We start from the raw sequence: 23,734 nt of genomic DNA, 5'->3' as shown, positions 1-23,734 counted from the left end.
TGGGCTGCCACACTCGCGGGGTGCGCGTACTGATCTGTCCGGACAAGTTCGCCGGTACCCTTTCCGCCCCCGCTGTCGCCCAGGCCGTCGCCGAGGGCTGGTCCGTGCCCGGCGACGACCTGGTGCAGCGCCCGCTGGCCGACGGCGGCCCCGGATTCGTCGAGGTGCTGGCGACCGCGCTGGACGGCCGCCGCATCCCGGTCGCCACGGTCGACCCGCTGGGCCGGCCGGCGCGGGGCGAGATCCTGCTGGCTGGCACCACGGCGTACGTGGAGAGCGCCCAGGCGTGCGGCCTGCACCTGCTCACCACCGAGGAACGAGACCCGGAGAGGACGACGTCGTACGGGCTCGGCCTCCTGATCGCCGCGGCCGTGGAGTCCGGAGCGGCCGAGGTCGTCGTCGGGCTCGGCGGCTCGGCCGTGAACGACGCGGGCGCCGGCATGCTGGCCGCTCTCGGCGCCGGTCCCGTCGACACGGCCGGATACTCGCTGCCGTACGGCGGAGCGCCGCTGATCACCGCGACCGCCCTGGCCGGAGTCCCGCCGCTGCGCCAGGTGAGCCTCGTCGCCGCCACCGACGTCGACAACCCGCTGACCGGCCTGCACGGCGCCTCCAACGTCTTCGGCCCGCAGAAGGGCGCGAGCCGTGAGGCGGTGCTGCGCCTGGACGCCGCCCTGGAGCACTTCGCCGGTGTCCTGGAGGAGGCGTTCGGCGTGAAGGATCTCGCCGCCGCGCCCGGTGGGGGAGCGGCCGGTGGGATCGGCGCCGCCCTGATCGCTCTCGGTGGCCGGGTGACCTCGGGTATCAACCTGGTCACGAATCTGATCGGCCTCGACGCCGAGCTCGACGCCGCCGACCTGGTGATCACGGGTGAGGGCTCGTTCGACCACCAGTCGCTGCGCGGCAAGGTCGTCGCCGGGATCGCGGCCGGCGCCCGGGACCGTGGCCTGCCGTGCGTGGTGCTCGCGGGCCGTAACGAGACGGGATACCGAGAGGCAGCGGCCGCGGGGGTCACCGAGACGCACACGCTCGTGGAGCATTTCGGGTCGGTGGAGACGGCACTCGCCGAACCGGCCCGCGGCCTGCGCGAACTTGCGAAGGGCTTGGCTGAGCAGTGGAGCAGGTGATCTGCGTCCTGCCCGGATTGGGAATCTGTGGAAGAGGGGTTAGCGTTGCCTTTGTACGGCAGTTTTGACCGCACCTGGCAGGAGAGCCCTAGTGACCACTGAAGCGCACACCGAGTCGACCGAGGCGACCGCCCCGACCGGCGTCATCTTGACCGACGTCGCCGCTGTGAAGGTCAAGGCCCTGATCGAGCAGGAAGGGCGCGACGACCTGCGCCTGCGCATCGCCGTACAGCCCGGTGGCTGCTCCGGCCTGCGCTACCAGCTCTTCTTCGACGAGCGCTCGCTCGACGGGGACGTCGTGAACGACTTCGGCGGTGTCGAGGTGGTCGTGGACCGGATGAGCGCTCCGTATCTCGCGGGGGCAACCATCGACTTCGCGGACCGGATCGACGCGCAGGGCTTCACCATCGACAACCCGAACGCGCAGAACTCCTGCGCCTGCGGTGACTCGTTCCACTGATCAAGGCTCCGATCGAGAACTCAGCACGTTCGAACAGGCCGTCCCGTTAACGGGGCGGCCTGTTTGCCGTAACCGACCGGTAGTCTCAACCCGTAACGCCCCCTGTTTCCCGACCCCGAGGGCCGAAATGAAGATCGCCGTCACCGGCTCGATCGCCACCGACCACCTGATGCACTTCCCCGGCAAGTTCGCCGAGCAGCTCATCGCGGACCAGTTGCACAAGGTCTCCCTGTCCTTCCTCGTCGACGACCTGGTGGTCCGGCGCGGTGGCGTGGCGCCGAACATCGCGTTCGGGATGGCCAAGCTGGGCCTGCGGCCGATCCTGGTGGGCGCGGTCGGCGCGGACTTCGCCGACTACCGGTCCTGGCTCGAGCGGCACGGGGTCGACTGCGACTCGGTGCACATCAGCGACGTGGCGCACACTGCTCGCTTCGTCTGCACCACCGACGACGACCTGAACCAGATCGCCTCGTTCTACGCCGGCGCGATGGCCGAGGCCCGCAACATCGAGCTGGCTCCGGTGCACGACCGCTCCGGCGGCCTCGACCTCGTCATGATCAGCGCGAACGACCCGGCCGCGATGATCCGTCACTCCGAGGAGTGCCGGACCCGGGGGTACGCGTTCGCCGCCGACCCGTCGCAGCAGCTCGCCCGCATGGACGGCTCGGACGTGCTCGGCCTGATCCGCGGCGCGGAGTACCTGTTGACGAACGAGTACGAACGCTCGCTCCTGGAGACCAAGGCCGGCCTCACCTCCGACCAGGTGCTGGACGAGGTCAAGATCCGGGTCACGACGCTCGGCAAGGACGGCGTGGAGATCACCGGGCGGGGCATCGAGCGGATCCACGTGCCGGTCATCCCGGGCGTGATCGGCGAGGACCCGACGGGTGTCGGCGACGGCTTCCGGGCTGGCTTCTTCTCCGGCATCTCCTGGGGCCTCGGCCTGGAGCGCTCGGCCCAGGTGGGCTCGCTCGTCGCGGCGCTCGTGCTGGAGACGGTCGGCACCCAGGAGTACGACATCAAGCCCGACGACTTCACCAAGCGCCTGGCCGCCGCGTACGGGGAGCAGGCCGCCGCCGAGATCGCGCCGTTCCTTCCCCGGTAAGCGAAAGGTAATGGTTCTCGCGGTCTTCGCCGGGCTGCCCGGTGTCGGTAAGAGCACGCTCGCCGCGCAGGTGGCCGCCGAGCTGCCCGCGGCGGTGCTCGCCGTCGACACGGTCGACTTCACCCTGCAGCGGTACGGGGTGCAGGAGCCGCGGCCCGGCTACGCCGCCTACGGCGTGGTGGCCGCCCTCGCCGAGGAACAGCTCAGGATCGGCCACCACGTGATCATCGACGCGGTCAACCCGGTCCGCGCGGCCCGTGACCTCTGGGTCGAGCTGGCCGAGCGGATGCAGGTGCCGCTGCGCGTGGTCGAGGTGATCTGCGGCGACGACGCGGAGCACCGCCGCCGGGTCGAGGCGCGGTACGCGTCCCGCGACCACGAGGGCGTCCCGGACTGGGTACGCGTCCTGGAGCGGCAGGCCGAGTACGAGCCGTACCTCGGCCCCCGCCTGGTCGTCGACACCTACCTGGCCAAGGACCCGGTCCCGCAGGTGGTCAGCTACCTCAGGTGATTCTGCGTACGTCGAACTGATGGCCGTGGCCGGCGACGAACTCCTGCCCCTTCATGCGGCACCAGGCGGGGATGTCGTTGGCCGCGGCCGGGTCGTCGGCAAGCACCCGCACGATCTCGCCGACCGCCACGCCGGGTATCGCCTTCGCCAGCTTGATCACCGGTAGCGGGCAGCGCTGGCCGAGGCAGTCGAGGGTGATCACATGCCGGCCTCTCGCCGGATGCCGGCCACCACGCCCGGCAGCACCGCCAGGAAGCGGTCCACCTCGTCCTCGGTGGTGTCCCGGTGCAGCGAGACCCGCACGTTGCCGTGGCTGAGCACGCCCATCGCCTCCAGCACGTGGCTGGGTTTCAGCGTCGACGACGTGCACGAGGAGCCGGACGAGACCGCGAAGCCGCGCCGGTCCAGGGCGTGCAGCAGGGCCTCGCCGTCCACGTAGAGGCAGCTGAACGTGACCAGGTGCGGCAGCCGCTCGACGGGGTCACCGACGATCTCCACGTCGGGCACGGTCGCGGCCACACGATCCCTGATCCGGTCGACGAGCACGCTCAGCCGCGCGTTGAGGGCGGCGGCCTCGGCGACGACGGCCCGCAGGCTCGCCGCGGCCGCGACGACGGCGGGCAGATTCGCCGCGCCGGAATGACCGGGGCGATAAAGATCATCCTGGGGGAGCGGCGAGATCCATCGCACACCCTTGCGCACCGCGAGGACACCGACGCCGGCCGGGCCACCCCATTTGTGCGCGCTCGCACTCAGCAAGGACCAACCATGGGGTACGGGAGAACGCCCGACAGTCTGCGCGGCGTCCACGAACAGTGGCACGCCCGCCTCGGCGCAGAGTTCCGCGGCGGCGGCCACGGGTTGCACGGTGCCCACCTCGTGACTGGCACTGATCAGGCTCGCGAGGGCCACCCCCGGCGCGGAGACGGCCTTGGACCAGGCGTCGAGGTCGAGCCGCCCGAGCCGGTCCACGCCGACCTCGCTCGCCGAAGCCGTGCGGGCGGCGTGCAGGACCGCCGAGTGCTCGATCGCCGAGTGCACCAGGGTGCTGCCGGCCCTGCGGCGTCCCGCCAGTCCACCCAGCACCGCGGCCTGCGCGGCGGATGTTCCCGATGGCCAGAAGGAGAGCTCGTCCACCCGTACGCTCAAGATCTCGGCAACCACCGCGGTGGCTGCCTCGTGCAGCTGCTGGGCCCGCCGCCCAGCCGCGTAGAGACGTGCGGGGTCGGCCCATCCGTCGGCAAGGGACGCGAGCATGGCCTCCCGGGCCACGGGATGGAGCGGTGTCGCGCTCGCGGCGTCGAGGTATACCGCCGCCCCCGCCGGATCGCCTGTGTAATCCACAGAGGGAACGGTATCGTCCGGTTGTGCGGGACTTTCGCCGGACGGCCGGGCCTACGGCCCCCCGGTGGCGGGCGGGCCGGGCCAGGTCGAGTAGTGTGCGACCGTCGGTGAGCCTTGCCGCCAGGTGTCCGAATTGGGCCGGGCGGCGCTGCTAAGGAGGCAGAAGCAGGTGGGCGCAAGGAGTTCGGCCACACGGCCGCGGGCAGTTGGCCGGGCGGCCGGGCTGGGTCTCGGCGGCGCTGCGCTGCTGATCCTGCTCTCAGGGTGCTCGATTGAGGACTGGGGCAAGGCCTTCGGCCACTTCGGGTGGCCGAGCCGGGGCATCAGCCTGCAGGCCCACGAGATGTACGACCTGTGGATCGCGTCGACGATCGCCGCGCTGGTGGTCGGCTTCGGCGTCTGGGGCCTCATCTTCTGGTGCGTGATCCGGTATCGCAAGCGCGGCGACGAGCTGCCCGTGCAGACCCGGTTCAACATGCCGATGGAAATCCTCTACACGGTCACCCCGGTGCTGATCGTGGCGGTGCTCTTCTACTACACCGCCGTTGTGCAGACCAGCGTGGACAAGCTGTCGAAGAACCCCGACCAGGTCGTCGAGATCGTCGGTTTCAAGTGGAACTGGCAGTTCAACTACCGCGACGGCATGGGCGAGGAGGCGAACACGGTCGCCTCGACGGTCGGTTCCTCCGACGTCATCCCGATCCTGGTGCTCCCGGTCGGTCAGAAGATCCGCTTCGAGGAGACCAGCAAGGACGTCATCCACTCGTTCTGGGTGCCGGAGATGCTGTTCAAGCGGGACGTCTTCCCGGGCAACGTGCGCAACGTCTTCGAGGCCACCCTGGACAAGGAGGGGCGGTACGTCGGCCGCTGCGCCGAGCTGTGCGGCACGTACCACGCCTTCATGAACTTCGAGCTGGTCGTCGTCTCGCCGGAGAAGTTCGAGACCTTCCTGGAGAGCAAGAAGGGCGGCGCCTCGACGCAGGAGGCGATGGCCGCGATCGGCTTCACCGGTGACGCCTCCTACGCGGAGAAGACCGAGCCGTTCAACACCCGGCGCCAGCAGCACAGCTGGAACCAGCCCGAGAACCAAGCCGCAGGGAAGTAGGAGCCTCGACGTGCGGACCGAATACAAGATCTTCGCCGGGGTCGCCGCCTTCCTCTTCGGCGCGGCTGTGGTCTACGGCTTCTACACCCATGGCGCCACGCCCGGTGTCGAGTGGGTCGGCACCGTCGCGCTGATCCTCTCCGGCCTGCTCTGCTCGATGTGCGCGGGCTTCTTCTGGTTCGTCGCGCGGCGTATCGACCTGCGCCCGGAGGACCGGGAGGACGGCGAGATCGCGGAGGGCGCCGGCGAGGTCGGCTTCTTCAGCCCGGGCAGCTACTGGCCGTTCGGCATCGCCCTGGCGGCGTCGGTCGCCGGCATCGGCCTGGTCTTCTGGATGTGGTGGCTGGTCGCCCTCGGCATGGTCATGGTGATCTTCGCGTCCTGCGGCCTGCTGTTCGAGTACTACTCGGGCACCCGCGCGCCGGAGCACTAGGCCCGTCGCCTGCTGATGAGCCCGCGCCCTTCAAGGGCGCGGGCTCTTTCATGCCGCGCGGCGCTGCTGCGGGAGAAGGCCCTTCGGGGGCTTGAGCCACAGGTGTACGACGATCGGCGCGACCACCTCGGCCGCACCGCACCGGGTACAGACCAGCTCGGGGCAGTCGTCGTGCCCGTCGCCGCACGGCGGCACCTCGAAGAGCATGTCGCCGTCACAGATGACGCAGCGGAGTTCTCGTTCCCGCACGGGTGTCTCCTTCGCCGGAAGGTGGAATTACCCGAATGTCATTCAGACGCTGACACGTAAATCGGGCAATCTCGGGCATTGCCCGCGGCGTGTTGCGGATTTTCCTCGTTATTCCGCGGCTTTGGCAGCCTGTGCCGCGTTCACCCAACGGTCCAGCTGAGCCGTCACAGCGCCCGAGTCGATCGTTTCGGCCGCCCTGGCTATCCCGGCCCGCAGCGTGTCGTGGAAGTCGCCCGGGAAGCCGCTGTGGGCCGCCATCGCGGCCGCCGCGTTCAGCAGCACGGCGTCGCGCACCGGTCCGGGCTCCCCGGCGAAGGTCCGCCGGGCCACGTCTGCGTTGAACGCCGCGTCGCCGCCCCGCAGGGCGTCCGGCGCGCTGCGCGGCAGGCCCAGGTCGGTCGAGTCGACGAGCAGTTCCTCCACCTTGCCCTCGCGGGCCATCCAGATCCGGGTGGGCGCGGCGGTGGTGAACTCGTCAAGGCCGTCCTCACCGCGCATCACCAGCGCCGAGTCGCCGCGCCGGGCGAACACCTCGGCCATCACCGGCGCCATCCGCGGGTCGAAGCAGCCCACCGCGGCCGACGTCGGCCGGGCCGGGTTGGTCAGCGGGCCGAGCACGTTGAAGAACGTCGGCACGCCCAGCTCGCGCCGGGTGACCGCGGCGTGGCGCATGCCGGGGTGGTACCGCGCGGCGAAGCAGAAGCCGATGCCGGCCTCCTCGACGGTCCGCGCCACGCCCTCCGGGCCCAGGTCCAGCGGCAGGCCGAAGTGCTCCAGCAGGTCGGCGGTGCCGGTGGTGGAGGAGGCCGACCGGTTGCCGTGTTTGACCACGGTCACGCCGGACGCGGCGGTCACGATCGCCGCCATGGTGGAGATGTTCACCGTGTTCGCCCGGTCGCCGCCGGTGCCCACCACGTCGACCGCGCTGGTCCGGGTCTGTTCCGGCAGCGTCACCAGCGTGGCGTTGGCGAGCATCGCCTCCACCAGGCCGGCCAGCTCGGCCGGGGTCTCGCCCTTGGCGCGCAGCGCGATCGCGAAACCGGCGACCTGCACCGGGGTGGCGTTGCCGGCCATGATCTCGCCCATGGCCCAGGCGGTGTCCGTGGTGGCGAGCTCCTCGCCACGCAGCAGGGCACTCGTCAGGTTCGGCCAGGTACGCGCGCCCATGGGAAGTCTCCGTCCGTTGATCAGCGGGCGATTTCGCCCTGAGTGCCCAGCGGAACAGCGCCCGCGCGGCGGGCCCGCAGCATCCCGGCCACCGTCTGCCCGGTGGTGACCGGGTCCAGCGGGGCCAGCAGGGTCGCGTCGACCTGCGCGAACGCCGCCAGCCAGCGGTCGGCGGCGCGGGCGATGACGACGCAGGTGGGCGGCGGGTTCAGGTACTCGTCCTTGGTCTGGCGGGCGATGCCGAGACCGCCGGCCGGAGTGGCCTCGCCGTCGAGCACCATCAGATCGATCTCGTACTCGTCGAGCAGCTGACGGCAGTCCTCCCAGGTGGAGGCGTCGGCGAACTCGATCTTCAGATCGGCCGCGGGACGCGGGCCGATCGCGAGCCGGATCCGGTCGCGCACGGCGGCGTCGTCGCTGTAGAGCAGAACGGTGTACTGGGTCGGCGTCGCCGCGTCGCTCATGGTGTGTCTCGCCTCACGTCGTAGGTCCGCCCGATCGTACCGAATCCGTTATCCGGCGTCGGGGTCCGGTCGGGGCGTGGCGGCGGCCGCCGCGGCCCTGGCCTGCTCGGCCTCCTCGCGGTCCAGCGCGCGGTCGATCCGCTTGGCCTCCCGCTCCGACTGGCGGACCCACTGGACCACCAGGATGCCGAGCATCGTGACGCTGACGATCTCGCCGCCGGCCCACAGGATGCCGCCCGCGGTGACCTGGTCCGCGTGCGGATCCATCCAGGTCAGGCCCAGGTTCGGGTACCAGTCGCCGCCCAGCAGCTGCTCGCTCTGCATGATCGTCAGGCCGAGCACGGTGTGGAACGGCACCGACAGGACCATCAGCAGGGCGCGGCCCGGGTACGGCCAGCGGTTCGGCAGCGGGTCGAGCCCCAGCAGCGGCCAGAAGAAGAGGCATCCGGTCACGATGAAGTGGAAGTGGATGAACTCGTGGAGCCAGGCGTGCTCGAGGGTCTGCCGGTACAGCCCGGTGAAGTAGAGGACGAACGGGTTGGCGATGAAGAGTCCGAACGCGACCAGGGGGAAGGTCAGGACGCGTACCGGGCGGCTGTGCAGGACGGTCAGCAGCACCTTGCGCGGGGCCGGCTGCAGGGTGCGCAGGGCCAGAGTGGTCGGTGCGCCCAGGGCCAGGAAGATCGGCCCGACCATGGAGAGCACCATGTGCTGGACCATGTGCACGGAGACGAGTGTCGTGTCGTACGCCTCGATGCCGGTGACGGTCACCGCCGCGATCGAGCCCAGTCCACCCGCGACGAAGGCCACGATCCGGCCCGCCGGCCAGTGATCGCCGCGCTGTCGCAGGCGCCAGACGCCGTACAGATAAAGCGCTGCCGAGACCAACAGGCCCAGTGCGATCAGGCTGACCAAGTGGAACTCGGTGAAGATCGCGGCCGGGGTGAACGGCGGAAGTCCAGTATCCCCGCTGTCGGCCGCCAGTGTGGGCAAAACGTCGAGCTGCACCACTAGAGGCTAGGCCTACCGGCTGGTCACAGAATATTCCGGGGCGCCCACAGTGCCGGATTGGGGACCCCGGGGGACCTTGGACCTTTCTCGGATGAATAATGAGGCCGTGACAGCGGCAGCCATCGACAAGAGCCGGATCCACTCGCTGACTCGACCGAACATGGTCAGCGTCGGGACCATCGTGTGGCTCTCCAGCGAGCTCATGTTCTTCGCGGCGTTGTTCGCCATGTACTTCTCCATCCGTGCGGCAGCGCCGGAGCAGTGGGAGAAGCACACCGAGGTGCTCGACATCCCGTACGCCACCACCTTCACGGTGATCCTGGTTCTCTCCTCGGTGACATGCCAGCTGGGCGTCTTCGCGGCGGAGAAGGGCGACGTGTTCGCGCTGCGGCGCTGGTTCACGATCACCTTCGTGATGGGCCTGATCTTCGTGCTCGGCCAGGCGAACGAATACCGGAACCTCGTCCACGAGGGCGTCACCATCAACGGTGACGGTTACGGGTCGATGTTCTACCTGACGACCGGATTCCACGGACTGCACGTGTCCGGCGGTCTCGTCGCGTTCATCATCTACATGATCCGGACGACCATGGGCCGGTTCACCCCGGCGCAGGCCACCTCGGCGATCGTCGTTTCGTACTACTGGCACTTCGTGGACATCGTGTGGATCGCGCTGTTCGCCATGATCTATTGGCTTCAGTGACCCGCCGAACTCCGCTGAGCTTCAGGTTCGCAAAACCCAGAGGGACATAGCCCATGACTTCTGACACCCCCGCCCGCAGGCGTGCCCGGGTGTTCTTCTCCCGGCGGCGCTCCGCGCCCAGCCGGGCGCGACGGCGGCTAGGCGCGGCGGTACGCATGCTCGCCGCGCTGTTCCTGGCCGGCGGCGTCTACACCGTCTTCACGCCGGGCGCCTTCGCGGACGACGACATCCAGCTCTCCGCGGCCGCCCGTGAGGGCAAGGCCCTCTTCGACACCAGCTGCATCACCTGCCACGGGCGGGACGGCCAGGGCGTCGACGACCGCGGCCCGAGCCTCATCGGTGTCGGTTCGGCCTCCGTCGAGTTCCAGGTCAGCACCGGCCGCATGCCGATGACCCGGCAGGAGGCCCAGGCGGAGCAGAAGGCGCCGCACTTCAACGAGGAGCAGACCAAGCAGCTCGCGCAGTACATCCAGGAGATCGGCGGCGGTCCGCAGATCCCGGAGGGCGAGCTCGTCGAGGATCTGAAGACCAACCCTGACGCGATCGCCCGCGGTGGCGAGCTGTTCCGGGTCAACTGCACCTCCTGCCACGGATTCGGTGGCGGCGGTGGCGCGCTCTCCTCGGGCAAGTTCGCTCCGGGTCTGCACGACGCCACGGCCGAGCAGATCTACGCCGCGATGCTCACCGGGCCGCAGAACATGCCGGTCTTCGGTGACAACCAGCTGACGCCGGAGCAGAAGCGGCAGATCATCACCTACATCCAGGAGCAGCTGCAGCAGGAGAAGGACCCGGGCGGCATCTTCAACCTGGGCCGGTACGGCCCGTCGACCGAGGGCATGGCCATCTTCCTGGTCGGCATCACCATCCTCGTCTTCACGGCGCTCTGGATTGCGGGGAAGTCATGACGGCTGTGCATCACCACGCGGGCGAGTCCGGCACCCAGCCGGTCGACGTGCACGACCCGCACCTGACGCGTTTCGAGATCGTCAAAGAGGGTCTCCGGCGCGACGACATCGAGATCATCACGTACGAGTCGCAGTTCCACGGGCCGAACTCGAAGGCGGAGAAGCGGGTCGTCCGCAACATCGCGTTCCTGTTCGTGCTCTCCGGCATCGCGTCGCTGGCCTTCCTGGTCTTCTACATCGCGTGGCCGTGGGAGTTCGAGCTCGGCCACACGATGAGCGACTACTACACGCCGATCCTGGGCATCACGCTCGGCATCGCGCTGCTGTCGCTCGGCTTCGCGATCCTGGCCTGGGCCAAGAAGCTGCTGCCGCACGAGCTGTCCATCCAGCAGCGGCACGGCGGCCCGTCGCCCGAGGACGAGCAGCTGATCACCGGTCAGACCATGCTGTACGTGGCGGACGAGCTCGGCGTCCAGCGGCGCCCGCTGCTAAAGGGCGCGATCGCCCTGGGCATGGCCCCGCTGGGTCTCGCCGCGGCGGCCCCGCTCGTCGGCGGCCTGATCGAGGACCCGCACAAGGGTGAGCACCCGATGATGTTCACCACCGGGTTCCACCCGTCCAACAACGACGGCAAGCCGGTACGCCTGACCCGCGAGGACGGCAGCCCGATCCGTCCCGAGGACGTCAGCGCCGGCGGCCAGATGACGGTCTTCCCGGGCATCCCGCACGGCGCGACCAACCAGCACGCCGACTCGCCCACGCTCCTCATCCACCTGCGCGCCGACGACGCCGCGAAAACTCGCGAGAACGCCGACGCCGACCCGCGCAACAAGGGTTCGATGTGGGGCAACTACGTGGCGTACTCCAAGATCTGCACGCACGCCGGCTGCCCGGCCAGCCTCTACGAACAGCAGACCAACCGTCTCCTCTGCCCGTGCCACCAGTCGCAGTTCCTCATCACCGACAACGCGCAGCCGGTCTTCGGGCCCGCGACTCGGCGTCTGCCGATGCTGCCGCTTACAGTGGACGAGGAAGGTTTCTTTGTGGCAGCGTCCGACTACCGCGACACCGTCGGACCTGACTTCTGGGAGCGGCCGTGAAGCGCCGAAAGCTCGACCTCGCAGAGGCACCCGTCACCTTCGCCAAGGGGGTCGACGCCCGGTTCACCGCGTCCACCCCGCTGCGTGGCCTGCTGAACAAGGTGTTCCCGGACCACTGGTCCTTCCTGCTCGGCGAGATCGCCCTGTTCTCGTTCATCGTGCTGCTGCTCAGCGGCGTGTTCCTCACCCTCTTCTTCGACCCGTCGATGAAGGAGGTGCAGTACGACGGTGAGTACCTCGCACTCAAGGGCACCTGGATGTCGGCCGCCTACGAGTCCTCGCTGAACCTCTCCTTCGAGGTGCGCGGCGGTCTCTTCATGCGGCAGATGCACCACTGGGCGGCGCTGCTGTTCATGGCGTCGATCATCGTGCACATGGCCCGCATCTTCTTCACCGGCGCGTTCCGCAAGCCGCGTGAGACCAACTGGGTCATTGGCATCGTGCTCTTCCTGCTCGGCTTCTTCGCCGGCTTCACCGGTTACTCACTGCCCGACGACGGCCTCTCCGGCACCGGTCTCCGCATCGCCTCGGCGATCATGCTGACCCTCCCGGTGATCGGCACCTGGCTCTCGGCGGCGATCTTCGGTGGCGAGTTCCCCGGTGAGCTGATCATCGGCCGCTTCTACATCGCGCACGTGCTGCTCATCCCCGGCGGTCTGCTGGCGCTGATCAGCGTGCACCTGGGCCTGGTCTTCGCGCAGAAGCACACCCAGTGGCCGGGTCCGCTGCGGACCAACCAGAACGTGGTCGGCGAGCGCATGTTCCCGCGCTACGCGATGAAGCAGGGCGGCTTCTTCATGGCCGTCTTCGGCGTGATCGCGCTGATGGCGGGCATGTTCCAGATCAACCCGATCTGGCTCTTCGGGCCGTACCGCGCGGCCGAGGTGTCGTCGGCGTCGCAGCCCGACTTCTACGTCATGTTCATGGACGGCCTGGTCCGTCTCATGCCGAACTGGCAGATCTACATCCCGTTCGGCGACGGCTACAGCATCCCGCCGATGTTCTGGCCCGCCGTCGTCGGCCTGGGCGCGCTGTTCACGCTGCCGATGGCCTATCCGTGGCTGGAGGCGCGCAAGCTCAAGGACAAGCGCATCCACCACCTGCTGGAGCGCCCGCGCGACAACCCGGAGCGCGTCGGCATCGGCATGATGGCGTTCACGTTCTTCTTCATCGCCACCCTCTCCGGCGGCAACGACGTGATCGCCGACAAGTTCCACATCAGCCTGAACGCGATGACCTGGGCCGGCCGTATCGGCCTGCTCATCCTGCCGCCGCTGGCCTACTACATCTCCGTCCGCATCTGCCTCGGTCTGCAGCAGCACGACCGCCAGGTGCTGGCGCACGGCGTGGAGACCGGCATCATCAAGCGGCTGCCGAACGGTCAGTTCATCGAGGTGCACCAGCCGCTCGGCCCGGTGGACGAGCACGGCCACCCGGTCCCGCTGGAGTACGCCGGCTGGGTCGTCCCGAAGAAGATGAACCGGATCGGCGCGCTCGCGCCTGCGGTGAAGGGCTTCTTCTTCCCGGTCGAGAAGCCGGCCGAGGCGCCGGTCTCGCCGGCCGTGGGCGCTCCGGCGAAGCGCGAGGAGATCTCCTCCGGCCGCTGATCCCGGTTCGTTCTGAGTGGGCCCGTCGCGCATGCGGCGGGCCCTTCTCCTTCTACGGTACGCAGTAACGGCCGCCCCCAACCGCGACAACCGCGTCCCGCCCCACCACGCGAGCCAGGCGCCCCACCGCCCCCGTGCCGCGCCCCCGGCCGGTGCGGCGGGCCATTGCGTGTGGAGTTCGGCCCCTCTGCGCACCCAAAAGTCACACGCTGACTGGTGTTGTCGTTGTGTGTGGAGTTCGGCCGCTCTGCGCACCCAAAAGCCACACGCTGACTGGTGTTGTCGTTGCGTGTGGAGTTTGGCCGTTCTGTGCGCCCGAAAGTCACACGCTGGGTGGTGTTGTCGTTGTGTGTGGAGTTTGGCCGTTCTGTGCGCCCGAAAGTCACACGCTGGGTGGTGTTGTCGTTGTGTGTGGAGTTCGGCCACTCTGTGCGCCCGAAAGTCACACGCTGGGTGGGGTCAGTCGGCGTCGGGGAGGCCGATGGCGAAGGCGTCCTCGAGGTCGTGCTTCGAGTAGGCGCGGAAGGCGATGTGCGACTCGGTGTTGATGACGCCGCGGGTCTTGGAGATCCGGCCCGCGATCACCTCGGCGATGTCGTCGAACTTCGCGACACGCACGATGGCGATCAGGTCGACGTTGCCGGCCACCGAGTAGACCTCGCTGACCCCGTCGAGCGCGGCGAGCGCCTCGGCCACCTCGGGGATGGAGTCGGTGGCGCAGTCGATGTGGACGATCGCGGTGTTCACCTGCGGGCTCCTCGGCTGTGAGGGCGGAAGTGGGTCGCGACCATGCTATCCGCGGCGGCGCCCCCGGTCAGGCGGGGACGGTCAGGCCGTCAGTGGCGCGGATGACCTCGGTCAGTTTCTCTCCGGGTGCGACGACCGCGCCGGGCCAGACGACGCAGCGGGTCACCGAGCCCTCGACCCGGGCGCCGGCGCCCACGACGGACTCGGTGACGTCGCCGGTCACCACGGCGGACGCTTCGATCAGACTCGTGCCGGCGGCGGCGTGCAGGTTGGCGGCCAGGTAGTCGGCGGGAGTGCCGGTGTCCAGGTAGTAACCCTCGTAGCCGACCAGTTCCAGAGAGCCCTCGGCCTCGGCGGGACGCCAGACCGTGCGGACCAGATTGCTGTCGACGTCGTCCAGCGACCGCACTCGGCGCCAGGGGAGCAGTGAGAAGCCGGCGAACCGGTGGCCGCTGAAACCGCCGGCTTCGCCGGGGCGGCAGGGCAGGGTCAGCATTCGTACGGTCTCGCCGTCCCATCCGTCCAGCAGCGCGGCGATGTCCTTGCCCGGCTCCCGGAACGGGTCGACCAGGTAGGCGTCGGCGTTACCGACGAGCACACCGCGGCCGTCGATCCAGCCCTTGAGCCGGCCGATGCCGCCGGAGGTGCCCAGCGGGCCGTCCGGCTCGACGGAGAGGTGCGCGCGGGTGCCGACGTGGGCGACGACCTGGGCGGCCAGGTACGCCGCGTTCACGGCGATCTGATCCGGTCCGGTCAGGCCGGTGCCGGTGACCCGGCGCAGGGCGTGGTCCAGCAGCGGGAGGTTGCCGATGGGGCAGAGCGCTTTCGGCACGGTCTCGGTGAGCGGGCGCAGGCGCCGGCCCTCACCGGCCGCGAGCACCACACCGCAGACGGGGACAGCGGGAGCGGTCACCGCGGCCGCTCCTGGGAGCCCGCGCCGCCGGCAGCGGCGCCGGGCGAAGGGGCCCGGCCGGATGAGGCGGCGCCGGGGGTTGCGGCGGCGGGTGAGGACATCGGCGGGGGGCCGTAGTCCGGGCCGGGTGGGACGGACGGGGGGAGCTCGCCGGCGCGGGGGCCGATGCCGTAGATGCCGAGGAGGCGTTCGGTCGGCCAGGTCAGCGTCGGCAGGTCGTCGAGGGGGAACCAGCGGGCCTCCAGGACCTCGCCGCCGTCGACGGACAGGGGAGTGGTGGCGGAGGGGACCGAGCCGAACCAGACCGTGTCGACCACGCCGCCGTTCGGATGGACGACCGCGTTCGGGTTGCCGGGGGTGAGGTCGGTGGGCTCTACGCGTACCCCTGCTTCTTCGAAAAGCTCGCGCGCGGCACCCACCGCAGGCAATTCGCGGCGCTTGAGCAGGCCCGCCGGTAAGCCCCAGCCGCGTCCCGGAGGCTGGCGGAGCAGAAGGATGCGCCCCGGCGACGTGGCCTCGGTGTCGCGGATGATCGTGACGGCACCCACGAGGTATTTCGGGGAGATCATCCGGGCGAGTTGGCGGCGCACCGGCAGCGGCAGCCCGTAGAAGGCCTGATAGGCGAGGCCGCGAAACTGCCGGGGAATGTTCACGCGGTAAGGCTAGCCGGGCTCGCCGAATATCTCAGTCCGGGTGGTCGACGAGGGCGATTAGCTGCTCGACCACGGCATCCGGCTCCAGGCTGCGCTCGCAGACCGCCACCAGCAGCGTCTCCAGGTCGGGATAGCCGAGCTCCTCGGCCAGACGGCGCAGCGGCACCTCGCTGGCCAGGCCGCGGTCGTGCTTGCGGAGGGTGAGCCCGATGGTGGCGCGGCCGAGGCGGACCTTGTCGGCGATGCTGATGCCCGGCTCGTTCTTCTCGTCGAAATACCGGTTGATCTGCATCTGCGCCTGGCTGGACTTGACGAATCCGAGCCATTCCTTGCGGGGGCCGCGCGGCGCGTTGGGCTCGACCTCGACGTGGCCGTCGGTCTCGGAGAAGATCTCGACGACGTCACCGTCGCGCAGGGGGGAGCTGAGGGGGGCGAGACGTCCGTTGATGGTTGCGGCAAGACATTGGTCACCCTGTTGAGGACCCAATTCGTACGCCAGGTCGACCGGAGTTGATCCGCTGGGCAACTCGTAGGCGTTGCCGTGGGCGAAAACGGTGATCTGGCCCTCGGCGAGGTCACATCGCAGCGAGTCGAGGAACTGTCCCGCGTCGGTGGCGTCCTGCTGCCAGTCCAGCACTCGTTTCAGCCAGGTGAGCTGGTCGGCGCCGGGTGGCTCGTCGGCCACCTTGGGATATCGATAGCTGGTGGCGACGCCGTACTCGCTGTAGCGGTGCATGGTCTCGGTGCGGATGAGCACTTCGACCAGCCGCCCCTCCGGCCCGACCACCGTGGTGTGGAGCGAGCGGTACAGGTTGTTCTTCGGCGAGGCGATGAAGTCCTTGAACCGGCCGGCCACCGGGCGCCACCTGCCGTGGATCGCGCCGAGCGCCGCGTAACAGTCGGTGTCCGGGCCGTCCACCACCACCGCGATGCGGGGCAGGTCCAGCGGCACACTGTGGTTGCCGGCGACGGTGTCTTTCCAGATCGAGTAGTAGTGCCGAGGGCGCGCCGTGACCGCTGCGTCCACGCGCGAGCGGCGCAGCGCGGTGCGCGCCTTCCCGGAGACGTCGATCAGATACTCACTCCAGCCGGGCCGGTTGCGGACGTGCTCGTCGATCCGCGCGTAGGCGTCCGGCTCCAGGTGGAAGAGCACGACGTCGTCGAGGTCGCGCTTGAGGGCCTGGATGCCGAGCCGGTCGCAGAGCGGGACCAGCACGTCGAGCGTGGCGTTGGCGATCCGGGCCCGGCTCGCCGGCGAACGGGCGTCGAGGGTGCGCATGTTGTGCAGCCGGTCGGCCAGCTTGATCACGAGGACCCGGACGTCCTTGCCGGCCGCGACGATCATCTTGCGGATCGTCTCGCCCTCGGCGGCCTTCCCGTAGTAGGCCTTGTCGAACTTGGTCACGCCGTCGACCAGGTGGCTCACCTCGGGCCCGAAGTCGCCCTGCAGCGCCTCCAGGGTGTAGCTGGTGTCCTCGACCGTGTCGTGCAGCAGCGCGGCGACCAGCGTCGTGGTGTCCATGCCCAGCTCGGCGCAGATCTGCGCGACGGCCAGGGGATGCGTGATGTAGGGATCCCCGGACTTGCGGAACTGGCCGCGGTGCATGCTCTCGGCGATCGCGTAGCTGCGGCGCACCACGGCGACGTCGGCCGACGGATGGATGCTGCGGTGCGTGCGGGTCAGTGTGGCGACCGGGTCGTCGTCATTGCCCTGAAAGCTGAGGAACGAGCGCAGCCGCTGGGTGAACGAGAGATCGCGGGCAGCGGCCGGCAGGGCACGACCGAGAGCGGCGCCGTGGCCGGCGTCGACGTCCACCCGGACACCCCCTCACCGATCTGCTGTGCGTTGTCTCGCAAGCGAAGCACTTCAAGGGCCGCTTCGCCAAAGGCATCAAGCCGCCAAATGAGGTGAATCACCGCGAGGGTCGCGCGTGCCTTACAGCCTAAGCGAGCGAGCGTCATCCGAACGGTCAGTTACCGATAGGCGAACGGTCGAGTCTTGGAACGATGAGGCGGTCTCCGCCCTGGTGAGAAGGCCGGAGAAACGCGCGGCGCCACGAATCGGTGACACCCAGTCGCCGATAGTTTCCACCAGGCGGGTGTCCGGCCGCTCCAGCCACGCGAGGATCCGCTCGGTCTCCTCGGCCGTGGCGGCGGGCACCGGCCCCGGTCCGGGAAGGACCGTCTCGGCCGTCAGGCGTGCCGCGTCCAGGGTCGGGCGGGGGTGCTCGCGGGGCGGTGAGGTGGCCGCCGCGGCGAGACGGCCGTGCCGGACCACGACGATCTCCCAGCCGCCCTTGCCGTCGCGCCGGGCCGCCACGATCTCCGGCATCCTGGTCAGGGCGTCCAGCCGCTGCATCCGGATCAGCGCGCGCAGCAGGGCCACGAGACGGGACCGGACGACGGCCGCCTCCTCATAACGCTGGCGGCCGGAGAGCGTGTCGATGCGGGCCAGGATCGCGTCGACGACTCCTCCGGGATCACCGGTCGTGGCGGTTCGGAAGGGGAGGGCGGCGCGAACGTCGTACTCCTCAGGGGTTATTTCGTGTTCGCAGGGTGCGGGGCATCGCCCCAGCTCAGCCAGCGCGCAGGCCGGCGTCTTGGTCCGGACGGACAGCTTGTGGTTGCACTGCCGCAGGGGAACGGCGTCATAGACGCCCGCGGCGGCGAGCTCGGCCGTGCGCCGCGACGAGAAGGGACCCAGATAGGTGGCGCCGTCCTCGGCCATCCGCCGCACCACGGACAACCGTGGATAGGCCTCGGCGGTCAGCTTCAGCCAGACGACGCGCTCCGGGAACTTCGACCGGCGGTTGTAGGGCGGCGCGTGCGCGGCGATCAGCCGCAGCTCACGGACCTCGGCCTCCAGCGAGTGCGCGCACTCCACCGCCTCCACCCGGACGGCGGCGGTCAGCATCTCGGAGATCCGCGCCCGTTTCTCGCCGGCCGTGAAGTAGGTGCGCACCCGGGTGGCGATGTCCTTCGACGTGCCGACGTAGAGCGGGCGGTCGTCGGCGGCCCGGAACAGGTAGACCCCCGGGACATGCGGCAGGCCGTCGGCCAGGTGTCTCTGCCGGCGCTGGGCCGGTGTCACCGCCTTGGCGAATTCGATCGCGTCGCCCAGGGTGTGCACCCGGAAACTGCCCAGGCGCTCGATCAGGCCGTGCAGCACGTCGACCGTGGCCTTGGCGTCGTCGAGCGCGCGGTGCGTCGGGGTGACCGACGAGCGGAAGAAGTGGGCGAGCGTGCCGAGCTTGCGGTTGGGCACCTCGTCGCGGGTCAGCGCGCGGCGGGCCAGCGCCGCGGTGTCCAGCACCCGCATCTGCGGCCAGGGGTAGCCGTGGCGGGCACAGGCGGCTTTCAGGAAGCCGACGTCGTAGGGCGCGTTGTGTGCCACCAGGACCGCGCCGCGCAGGAACTCCAGCAGGCTGGGCAGGACCGTCTCGATCGGCGGGGCCGGGCGCAGCATGGCCTCGGTGATGCCGGTCAGGACGGTGATGAACGGCGGCAGCGGCTCACCGGGGTTGACGAGCGTCGCGAACTCGCCGAGGCGCTGGCCGGCGCGCACCTTGACCGCGCCGATCTCGGTGATGCCGGCGCCGTCCGCGGCGCCACCGGTGGTCTCCAGGTCGAGCACCACGAACGTGGTGTCCGCCAGGGACAACGCGGCCGGATCGACCGAGCCGTCGGCGGTCAGGAGCGTGTCCAGAGTGCCCTGCACGTAGGCCGGTTGTGTCACGGCCCGGAACACTAGAGGTGGGGTACGACATTTCTTGGTCTACTCGTTTCCGGCCCGGGAGAAAAGATCACTTGCTCTGACCGGCGATTCGGTCCTGACCGGTGTGAGAATGGGTGGATGTCCGCGCCGCTCGATCCAGAACACCGCCCCGATGAGGAGGCGGCGGAGTTCTCGCCTGAGCCGGTGCTGCCCGAGACCGTGCGCCAGCGGATCATGACGCTGGCCGCCGCGGCCCTGCCCGGCCTTCCCGCCGACGAGATGCCCGTGCCGCTGCGCCGGGTGGCTCGCTTCGCGCCGAACCGCCGAGCCCGGCTCGGGGGCCGGGACATCGCCGCCCAGCTGGTCGCCGACCCGCTGTTCCGCCAGCGCATCGGCGCCCGGATCGTGACCGAGGCCGGTGACCTGGGCGCGGCCGTGACCAACGGGGTCGCCCCGGCGGCGGCGGATCCGGTCGAGGTCGCCGCGTTGGCGTACCTGGCGAGACCCGACGGCTGGCGCGACCTGGTCGAGGCGGCCGGCGACGCGGTCCGGGCCGAGGCCGACACCGCCGCGGTGGCCGGGCAGATCCGCGCGGCCGAGCAGCGTGCCACCCGCGCCGAGCACGACCGGGCGGTGGCCCGGGCCGAGGCGGACAAACTGCGCGACGAGCTCGCCAAGATCAGCCAGGAGCTGGGCCAGCTGCGGGAGGAGGCGCGGACCACCGCGAAAGCCCTGCGCGAGGCGCAGGCGGCCCAGAAACGGGCCGCCGACCTGCTGGCGACGGAGAAAGGGAGGGCGGCGCGTGCCGCCCTCGATCATGAGGCAGAGGTACGCCGGATGCGCTCGCGCCTCGCGGAGGCCGAGGCCGCCGCGGCCACCGGTAAACAGACCGCCAAGGACGCCCGCGCGGTCGACGACGCCCGTCTCTGGCTGCTGCTCGAGACGATCGGGCAGGCGGCCACCGGCCTGCGGCGCGAGCTCGCCCTGGGCCCGGCCGAGAAACTGCCCGCCGACTTCGTGGCCGACACCGCGGCCGAGCGCCCGGGTGCGCCGGAGCGGTCCCGGGCCCGCGCGCAGGACACCGACGACCCCGGCCGCCTGGACCAGTTGCTCGCGCTGCCCCGCGCGCACCTGGTCGTGGACGGCTACAACGTGACCAAGCGCGGCTTCGCCGACATGTCCCTGGAACAGCAGCGCAAGCGGCTGATCACCGGGCTGGGCGGGATAGCGGCGCAGACGGGTGACGAGGTGACCGTGGTCTTCGACGGTGCCGAGCGGGTGCACGGGCTGCCGCCGGCTCCGCGGGGCGTCCGGGTGCTCTTCTCCCGCAAGGGCACGACGGCCGACGAGCTGATCCGCCAGCTGGTGCGTGCCGAGCCGCCGGGGCGCCCGGTGGTCGTGGTCTCCTCCGACCGGGAGGTGGCCGACGGGGTTCGCCGCCACGGTGCCTATCCGATGGGCGCGGATTCGCTTTTGCGCCGCCTGTCCCGGTCGTAATTTTTGTCGTACCCCTCGCTTAGCGTGATTGTCACGTCTCCACTTCATTGGAGGAGGGGAAATGATCATCGACTGCGGACGGTGCGCGGAACGCACCGACGACTGCAACGGATGCCTGGTCAGCGTCCTGGATTCGACCCCCGACGGCATTGCTGACCTGACCCCCGGCGAATTGCGGGCGATCGAGACGTTCGAATTGGCCGGGTTCGAAGTGGAGCTGATTTCCACGCCCGAGCCGCCCGTCGTGGTCCCGCTGTTCCCGGGACGCCGCAACGTTGCGTGATCCTTAGGATGGTGACGTGATGACGCGGGGCTGGGCGATCGGTGCGTTCGTCGTGCTGCTCGCCGCCCTGGCGGTCTTCGCTCTGGTGACCATCCCCTGGCATCGCGCTCCCGCGCCGCGCGCCGATCAGCTGGCCGCGCTCGGCGAGCTCGACCCCGAGCGGGTCGCCCGCGGGCGGGAGTTCCACGCCGCGCTGCGTCCCGGCAACTATCTGGGCATGGCGCTCGGGCTGCTGGTCGCGCTCGTGCTCGGCCTGACCCCGGCCGCCGCCCGCCTGGTCGAGTGGACCGGCCACCACTGGCTTGCGCGCGCCGTGCTCGGTGGTCTCGTCGTCGTTCTGGCCGCCGAGGTGGTCACCCTCCCGCTCGCCGCGTGGCGGCACACCATCGTCGTGCGGTATGGGATCTCCACCCAGAGCTGGGGCGGCTGGGCCATCGACCTGCTGAAGTCTTATGCGGTGGGAGCCGTCCTCGGCGCGATCGTGCTGGCCGGGTTCTTCACCGTCACCCACTTCGCGCCGCGCTGGTGGTGGGCGATCGGGGCGGCCGGCGCGGCGGGGCTCGTGGTGCTGCTCTCGTTCGTGCTGCCGGTGCTCGTCGAGCCGGTCTTCAACCGGTTCACCCCGATGCCCGACGGGCCACTGCGAACCGAGCTGCTGGCCCTGGCCGAGCGCGACGGCGTGCCGGTCAGGGACGTGCTGGTCGCCGACGCGTCCCGGCGGACCCGGGCGGTGAACGCCTATGTGTCGGGCCTGGGGCCCACCCGGCGGATCGTCGTCTACGACACGATGCTGACCGAGGCCACACCGGACGAGGTCGTCTCGGTGACCGCGCACGAGCTCGGCCACGCCAGGGACAACGACGTGCTCACCGGCACCGTCCTGGGCGCACTCGGCGCGGCGCTCGCGGTGATCGCCCTCTACCTGCTCGGCTCCTGGACCGGGCTGCTCCGCCTGGCCGGCGTCGACTCGATCGCCGAGCCACGCGCCATCGGCCTGCTGCTGGCCGTCACCACGGTCGCCGGGCTGATCGCCGGGCCGGCCCAGGCGTTCGTGTCGCGCCGCGTCGAGGCCCGCGCCGACCGCCACGCCCTCGACCTGACCGCCGACCCGCAGACCTTCGAGGCCATGCAGCGCCGCCTCGGCAGCGTCAACCTCGCCGACCCCGACCCGCCGCACTGGGAGCACGCCATGTTCGCCTCACACCCGTCCACCGTGCAGCGGATGGCCGCGGCCCGTGCGTACGCCCGGGGTGCCCGCTGATGGGCCGCACCCTGCTCGTCACCAACGACTTCCCGCCCCGCCCCGGCGGCATCCAGCAGTTCGTGCACAACCTGGCGGTCCGGCTACCCGCCGACTCGGTCGTGGTCTACTCCTCGACCTGGCGGGACGCGGCCTCCTTCGACGCGGCACAGCCTTTCGAGGTCGTTCGCGAGGACACCGGCATCCTGCTGCCCACCCCGGCCGTCGCCCGCCGCGCCGCGTCGCTGGCCCGCGCTCACGACTGCTCCAGCGTCCTGTTCGGCGCCGCGGCCCCGCTCGGACTGCTCGCCCAGGGTCTGCGACGGGACGCGGGGATCTCACGCGCGGTCGGCATCACCCACGGGCACGAGATCGGCTGGGCTGCGCTCCCCGGCGCGCGCACCCTGCTGCGGCGGATCGCGCGGGGCAACGACGTGATCACGTACCTGGGGAACTACCAGCGTGTCCGCCTGGACCGCGCCCTGCACGGCCTGACCGACCTGCGCCGCCTCGCACCGGGCGTCGACGTCGACACGTTCCACCCTGACGTGGACGGCTCCGTGGTCCGCGCCCGCCACGGGCTGTCCGACCGCCCGGTCGTCGTCTGCGTCTCGCGGCTGGTGCCGCGCAAGGGCCAGGACATGCTGATCCGCGCCCTGCCCCTGATCCGCCGCCGGGTGCCGGGGGCGGCCCTGCTCCTGGTGAGCGGCGGGCCGTACAGAAAGACCCTCGAACGACTGGCCCGCGAGAACGGTGTCGAAGCGGACGTGGTGTTCACGGGCTCGGTGCCGTGGGAGTCGCTGCCGGAGCACTACGCGGCGGGGGACGTCTACGCGATGCCGTGCCGGACGCGGGCGGCGGGGCTTGACGTGGAGGGGCTGGGGATCGTCTACCTGGAAGCCTCGGCCATGGGGTTGCCCGTGGTGGGCGGGGATTCGGGGGGTGCGCCGGACGCGGTCCGTGAGGGGGAGACGGGGTTCGTGGTCGGCGGGTCTGATGTGGCTGCCATCGGGGGGCGGGTGGCGGATCTGCTGGCGGATCGGGAGAGGGCTCGGGCCATGGGTAAGGCCGGGCGGGACTGGGTGGAGCGGGAGTGGCGGTGGGAGGCGCAGGCGGAGAGGTTGACGGCTTTGCTGCACGGCTCCTGAGCGCTTGACCCGGCGTGGGGCAGGCGCTGCTCGGCGCGGTGAGGTGTGGGCGCTGCTCGGCGCGGTGAGGTGTGGGTGCTGCTCATTACGGCGGCGGGCGGTGCCTGGCTCGCCGCGGTGAGGTCTGGGCGCTGCTCGGCGCGGTGAGGTGTGGGCGCTGCTCGGCGCTGCTCGGCGCGGTGAGGTGTGGGCGCTGCTCATTACGGCGGCGGGCGGTGCCTGGCGTCGGGTGCCTGACCCGGCGCGG

General features: G+C 70.4%; 24 protein-coding genes and 1 pseudogene. 14 read left to right on the top strand and 11 right to left on the bottom strand.

Annotation, left to right across the window (positions count from 1 at the left end; translation table 11 throughout):
• The first annotated feature begins 20 nt into the window (after positions 1 to 20).
• The 4 genes from AB0M02_RS16765 (at position 21) to AB0M02_RS16750 (ending at position 3,203) form a co-directional block, all read left to right on the top strand.
• Entirely contained in the window at positions 21 to 1,127 is a 1,107-nt protein-coding gene (locus AB0M02_RS16765) for a glycerate kinase (RefSeq protein WP_364227341.1), read from the top strand.
• 91 nt (positions 1,128 to 1,218) lie between these two features.
• Complete coding sequence (gene erpA / locus AB0M02_RS16760) at positions 1,219 to 1,587, top strand: iron-sulfur cluster insertion protein ErpA (RefSeq protein WP_185040212.1); 369 nt, start codon at positions 1,219 to 1,221, stop codon at positions 1,585 to 1,587.
• Positions 1,588 to 1,714: 127 nt separating this feature from the next.
• Positions 1,715 to 2,692 (top strand): carbohydrate kinase family protein, encoded by a 978-nt coding sequence (locus tag AB0M02_RS16755; RefSeq protein ID WP_364227338.1) that lies wholly within the window; start codon positions 1,715 to 1,717, stop codon positions 2,690 to 2,692.
• Positions 2,693 to 2,702: 10 nt separating this feature from the next.
• A complete protein-coding gene (locus AB0M02_RS16750; protein ID WP_364227336.1) occupies positions 2,703 to 3,203 on the top strand; it encodes an ATP-binding protein in 501 nt (166 codons plus the stop codon).
• Here AB0M02_RS16750 and AB0M02_RS16745 read toward each other — a convergent pair.
• Positions 3,196 to 3,405, bottom strand: a complete 210-nt coding sequence (locus tag AB0M02_RS16745; RefSeq protein WP_127554294.1) for a sulfurtransferase TusA family protein — start codon at positions 3,403 to 3,405, stop codon at positions 3,196 to 3,198. The two genes, AB0M02_RS16750 and AB0M02_RS16745, sit on opposite strands and share 8 nt — an antisense overlap.
• Complete coding sequence (locus AB0M02_RS16740; protein WP_364227333.1) at positions 3,402 to 4,547, bottom strand: aminotransferase class V-fold PLP-dependent enzyme; 1,146 nt, start codon at positions 4,545 to 4,547, stop codon at positions 3,402 to 3,404. Before AB0M02_RS16740 ends, AB0M02_RS16745 begins: the two co-directional genes overlap by 4 nt.
• Positions 4,548 to 4,716: 169 nt before the next feature.
• On the opposite strand from AB0M02_RS16740, the gene coxB reads away from it, so the two are divergent.
• Both coxB and AB0M02_RS16730 read left to right on the top strand, forming a co-directional pair.
• Positions 4,717 to 5,652 carry a cytochrome c oxidase subunit II gene (gene coxB / locus AB0M02_RS16735; protein ID WP_364227330.1) on the top strand — a complete coding sequence of 312 codons (936 nt, stop codon included), beginning with the start codon at positions 4,717 to 4,719 and terminating at the stop codon, positions 5,650 to 5,652.
• A 10-nt stretch (positions 5,653 to 5,662) separates the two neighbouring features.
• Positions 5,663 to 6,085 (top strand): cytochrome c oxidase subunit 4, encoded by a 423-nt coding sequence (locus tag AB0M02_RS16730; RefSeq protein ID WP_364227328.1) that lies wholly within the window; start codon positions 5,663 to 5,665, stop codon positions 6,083 to 6,085.
• A gap of 48 nt (positions 6,086 to 6,133) precedes the next feature.
• Here the strand turns inward: AB0M02_RS16730 and AB0M02_RS16725 are convergent, their stop codons facing one another.
• The 4 genes from AB0M02_RS16725 to AB0M02_RS16710 all read right to left on the bottom strand — a co-directional run bounded on the left by AB0M02_RS16725 (position 6,134) and on the right by AB0M02_RS16710 (position 8,976).
• Positions 6,134 to 6,334, bottom strand: a complete 201-nt coding sequence (locus tag AB0M02_RS16725) for a hypothetical protein (RefSeq protein WP_364227326.1) — start codon at positions 6,332 to 6,334, stop codon at positions 6,134 to 6,136.
• A gap of 108 nt (positions 6,335 to 6,442) precedes the next feature.
• Complete coding sequence (trpD, locus tag AB0M02_RS16720) at positions 6,443 to 7,501, bottom strand: anthranilate phosphoribosyltransferase (protein WP_364227324.1); 1,059 nt, start codon at positions 7,499 to 7,501, stop codon at positions 6,443 to 6,445.
• 20 nt (positions 7,502 to 7,521) lie between these two features.
• On the bottom strand, positions 7,522 to 7,965 hold the full coding sequence (locus tag AB0M02_RS16715) for a hypothetical protein (RefSeq protein ID WP_364227322.1): 444 nt from the start codon (positions 7,963 to 7,965) through the stop codon (positions 7,522 to 7,524).
• Between the two features lie 48 nt (positions 7,966 to 8,013).
• Positions 8,014 to 8,976, bottom strand: a complete 963-nt coding sequence (locus tag AB0M02_RS16710; RefSeq protein ID WP_364227321.1) for a cytochrome c oxidase assembly protein — start codon at positions 8,974 to 8,976, stop codon at positions 8,014 to 8,016.
• Positions 8,977 to 9,082: 106 nt separating this feature from the next.
• Here AB0M02_RS16710 and AB0M02_RS16705 point away from each other — a divergent pair, with 106 nt between their 5' ends.
• The 4 genes from AB0M02_RS16705 to AB0M02_RS16690 are packed head-to-tail and all read left to right on the top strand — an operon-like array spanning position 9,083 to position 13,291.
• On the top strand, positions 9,083 to 9,679 hold the full coding sequence (locus tag AB0M02_RS16705; RefSeq protein ID WP_364227319.1) for a heme-copper oxidase subunit III: 597 nt from the start codon (positions 9,083 to 9,085) through the stop codon (positions 9,677 to 9,679).
• Between the two features lie 53 nt (positions 9,680 to 9,732).
• Positions 9,733 to 10,584 (top strand): c-type cytochrome, encoded by an 852-nt coding sequence (locus AB0M02_RS16700; RefSeq protein ID WP_364227318.1) that lies wholly within the window; start codon positions 9,733 to 9,735, stop codon positions 10,582 to 10,584.
• Complete coding sequence (locus tag AB0M02_RS16695) at positions 10,581 to 11,684, top strand: Rieske 2Fe-2S domain-containing protein (RefSeq protein ID WP_364227316.1); 1,104 nt, start codon at positions 10,581 to 10,583, stop codon at positions 11,682 to 11,684. Before AB0M02_RS16700 ends, AB0M02_RS16695 begins: the two co-directional genes overlap by 4 nt.
• On the top strand, positions 11,681 to 13,291 hold the full coding sequence (locus AB0M02_RS16690; RefSeq protein ID WP_364227313.1) for a ubiquinol-cytochrome c reductase cytochrome b subunit: 1,611 nt from the start codon (positions 11,681 to 11,683) through the stop codon (positions 13,289 to 13,291). The genes AB0M02_RS16695 and AB0M02_RS16690 overlap by 4 nt, the downstream gene beginning before the upstream one ends.
• A gap of 459 nt (positions 13,292 to 13,750) precedes the next feature.
• Here the strand turns inward: AB0M02_RS16690 and AB0M02_RS16685 are convergent, their stop codons facing one another.
• The 5 genes and pseudogenes from AB0M02_RS16685 to AB0M02_RS16665 form a co-directional block, all read right to left on the bottom strand.
• Complete coding sequence (locus tag AB0M02_RS16685) at positions 13,751 to 14,038, bottom strand: Lrp/AsnC ligand binding domain-containing protein (RefSeq protein WP_364227312.1); 288 nt, start codon at positions 14,036 to 14,038, stop codon at positions 13,751 to 13,753.
• A 67-nt stretch (positions 14,039 to 14,105) separates the two neighbouring features.
• Entirely contained in the window at positions 14,106 to 14,951 is an 846-nt protein-coding gene (locus AB0M02_RS16680) for a sugar phosphate nucleotidyltransferase (protein WP_364227311.1), read from the bottom strand.
• 131 nt (positions 14,952 to 15,082) lie between these two features.
• Positions 15,083 to 15,604 (bottom strand): annotated as a pseudogene (locus tag AB0M02_RS16675) (NUDIX domain-containing protein); the annotation flags it as partial.
• A gap of 31 nt (positions 15,605 to 15,635) precedes the next feature.
• Positions 15,636 to 17,420, bottom strand: coding sequence for an HD domain-containing protein (locus AB0M02_RS16670; RefSeq protein WP_364227309.1), 1,785 nt, complete (start codon positions 17,418 to 17,420; stop codon positions 15,636 to 15,638).
• Between the two features lie 120 nt (positions 17,421 to 17,540).
• Complete coding sequence (locus AB0M02_RS16665; protein ID WP_364227307.1) at positions 17,541 to 19,340, bottom strand: DEDD exonuclease domain-containing protein; 1,800 nt, start codon at positions 19,338 to 19,340, stop codon at positions 17,541 to 17,543.
• A gap of 117 nt (positions 19,341 to 19,457) precedes the next feature.
• Between AB0M02_RS16665 and AB0M02_RS16660 the strand changes: the two genes are divergently transcribed.
• The 4 genes from AB0M02_RS16660 to AB0M02_RS16645 all read left to right on the top strand — a co-directional run bounded on the left by AB0M02_RS16660 (position 19,458) and on the right by AB0M02_RS16645 (position 23,487).
• Positions 19,458 to 20,816 carry an NYN domain-containing protein gene (locus tag AB0M02_RS16660; RefSeq protein ID WP_364227305.1) on the top strand — a complete coding sequence of 453 codons (1,359 nt, stop codon included), beginning with the start codon at positions 19,458 to 19,460 and terminating at the stop codon, positions 20,814 to 20,816.
• A 61-nt stretch (positions 20,817 to 20,877) separates the two neighbouring features.
• A complete protein-coding gene (locus tag AB0M02_RS16655) occupies positions 20,878 to 21,099 on the top strand; it encodes a hypothetical protein (RefSeq protein ID WP_364227302.1) in 222 nt (73 codons plus the stop codon).
• Positions 21,100 to 21,115: 16 nt separating this feature from the next.
• Positions 21,116 to 22,360 (top strand): M48 family metallopeptidase, encoded by a 1,245-nt coding sequence (locus AB0M02_RS16650; RefSeq protein ID WP_364227300.1) that lies wholly within the window; start codon positions 21,116 to 21,118, stop codon positions 22,358 to 22,360.
• Positions 22,360 to 23,487, top strand: coding sequence for a glycosyltransferase family 4 protein (locus tag AB0M02_RS16645; RefSeq protein ID WP_364227297.1), 1,128 nt, complete (start codon positions 22,360 to 22,362; stop codon positions 23,485 to 23,487). Before AB0M02_RS16650 ends, AB0M02_RS16645 begins: the two co-directional genes overlap by 1 nt.
• Positions 23,488 to 23,734 lie beyond the last annotated feature (247 nt).

Source organism: Actinoplanes sp. NPDC051861 (genome assembly GCF_040681145.1).
Taxonomy (GTDB): Bacteria; Actinomycetota; Actinomycetes; order Mycobacteriales; family Micromonosporaceae; genus Actinoplanes.
This window is presented reverse-complemented; position numbering and strand designations above follow the sequence as displayed.